The organism is Planktosalinus sp. (assembly GCF_059864935.1).
In genome coordinates this window covers 1-1,849 of record NZ_JCBCCK010000260.1, presented here as the reverse complement: position 1 = coordinate 1,849, position 1,849 = coordinate 1, and the positions used below count along the sequence as shown (strand labels likewise).

At 37.3% G+C, this 1,849-nt stretch carries 3 protein-coding genes; 2 read left to right on the top strand and 1 reads right to left on the bottom strand.

Features of this window, described 5'->3' with window-relative positions; translation table 11 throughout:
- Positions 1-52: 52 nt before the first annotated feature.
- Positions 53-310, top strand: coding sequence for a DUF1660 family phage protein (locus tag AC6F75_RS08800; RefSeq protein ID WP_500714636.1), 258 nt, complete (start codon positions 53-55; stop codon positions 308-310).
- Here AC6F75_RS08800 and thiL read toward each other — a convergent pair.
- Positions 292-1,347, bottom strand: coding sequence for a thiamine-phosphate kinase (thiL, locus tag AC6F75_RS08795; protein WP_500714634.1), 1,056 nt, complete (start codon positions 1,345-1,347; stop codon positions 292-294). The genes AC6F75_RS08800 and thiL overlap by 19 nt on opposite strands.
- A 164-nt stretch (positions 1,348-1,511) precedes the next feature.
- Between thiL and AC6F75_RS08790 the strand changes: the two genes are divergently transcribed.
- On the top strand, positions 1,512-1,849 hold a 338-nt coding region (locus AC6F75_RS08790; RefSeq protein ID WP_500714633.1), incomplete at its 3' end, for a choice-of-anchor B family protein.

Here is a 1,849-nt window from a genome sequence, read left to right as displayed (position 1 = left end):
TACTTACATTTTTATACTTTTAATGTTAACTAACTAAAAAAAACTCCGACTCATGCAAAAAGCTACCCCCAAAGCAACCTCATCACTCGGAAAAATAATTTGTGCCACAGTTGGGCACAACTACAGGGAAACAAACAGAATCAATGAAGTGATTTCTGAATACCAATGCACCTGCTGCGGTCACGAAGTCACCGAAAATGACCATGGTTACCTTGAAGTCTTAACTCCAAAAATGAAAGAGATCAATGCCTGTCTTTCTGCTTTTATTGAAAAGAAAATGAGAAGGACAGCTTACTCTGAAGCTTCCTGAAATGAATCCCAACCCCTGGCCTTTAATGCAATTTTTGTGTTTGCTCTTGTAATTAGGTGCATTCCTTCTTTTTTATCAGTCATATGACCTATGACTGTTAAATGAGGGTTGCCTTTTATTTTAGGATAATCTTCTGTCTTTATGGTAAAAAGTAATTCATAATCTTCTCCACCGTTTAAAGCAATTGTTGTACTGTCCAGATTAAACTCTTCACAGGTAGATATTACTTGTTGGTCTAATGGAATTTTCTCTTCAAACAAATTACACCCCACACCGGAGTTTTTACACAAGTGCATTATTTCTGAAGATAAACCGTCACTGATATCTATCATTGAGGTAGGTTTTACTTCAAGGGCTTTTAGTAAAGGCGGAATATCTTTTCGCGCTTCAGGCTTTAACTGCCGTTCCATAAGATAAGTATAAGGTTCCAAATCAGGTTGATTGTTGGGATTGACTTTGAATACTTGATTTTCACGTTCCAGCACCTGATATCCCAGATAAGCAGCACCCAAATCGCCGGTTACCACAAGTAAATCGTTGGATTGAGCTCCGCCTCTATAGACTATATCTTCCTTATTAGCAAAACCAATGGCTGTTATACTTATGATTAACCCTCTGGTTGAAGAGGTTGAATCTCCGCCTACAACATCAATATTGTAAATTTTAGCTGCTGTTTTTATCCCATCATACAACTCTTCCACCGCATCAAGCGGAAACCGGTTTGAAATTGCGATTGAAACCGTGATTTGAGTGGCTTCTGCATTCATCGCATAGACATCAGAAAGATTGACCACCACAGCTTTGTATCCCAAATGCTTCAAAGGCATATAACTCAAATCAAAATGCACACCTTCAATAAGCAAGTCGGTGGTAACCACCATATGTCGGTCTTTTTCAAAAATTACAGCTGCATCATCCCCCACTGATTTTACCGTAGATTTTTGAACAATTTTAAAGTCTTTGGTTATATGGTCAATCAGTCCAAATTCACCCAGACTTGCAATATCTTTTCGAAGTTTTGAACCTCCTTGTTTCATAGGGATACTTTTGTTAGCAAAATTAGGGTTATTTGTCGAAATGACTCATCATTTGTTCAATTTATGTAAAATTGAAGTATTTATTAAAATTTTTAACATGAATATAATGGTTTGTCTTTTCTAAAAATTGTAGTATTGTGAACCTTTTATTAAATACAATTCACATGAAATTTAATTTACTTTCTTTTTTTGTTTTTTTCAGCACCTTAATTTTTGCTCAAACCCCTTGCGTTAATGGATTTGCCGGATCTTTCCCGTGTGACGGCTATGACTTACAGGCACACATCGACTTAAATGTATTAAACTCAGACAGAGGAAATGACTCCTGGGGATGGACGGATCCGGTTACCGGATTTGAATATGCCATCATGTGTGTGGGTAACGGCACTGCCTTTATTGACATAACTGATCCTGTTAACCCCATTTATCTGGGCAAACTTCCCACACATACTAGCAACAGCACCTGGAGAGACGCAAAAGTATATGACAACCATGTTTTTAT

What these genes read in the sequence shown, in the direction of transcription:
- AC6F75_RS08800 (WP_500714636.1), top strand. Translation starts at nt 53, where the DNA reads ATGCAAAAAGCTACCCCCAAAGCAACCTCATCACTCGGAAAAATAATT.
- thiL (WP_500714634.1), bottom strand. Translation starts at nt 1,347, where the DNA reads ATGAAACAAGGAGGTTCAAAACTTCGAAAAGATATTGCAAGTCTGGGT.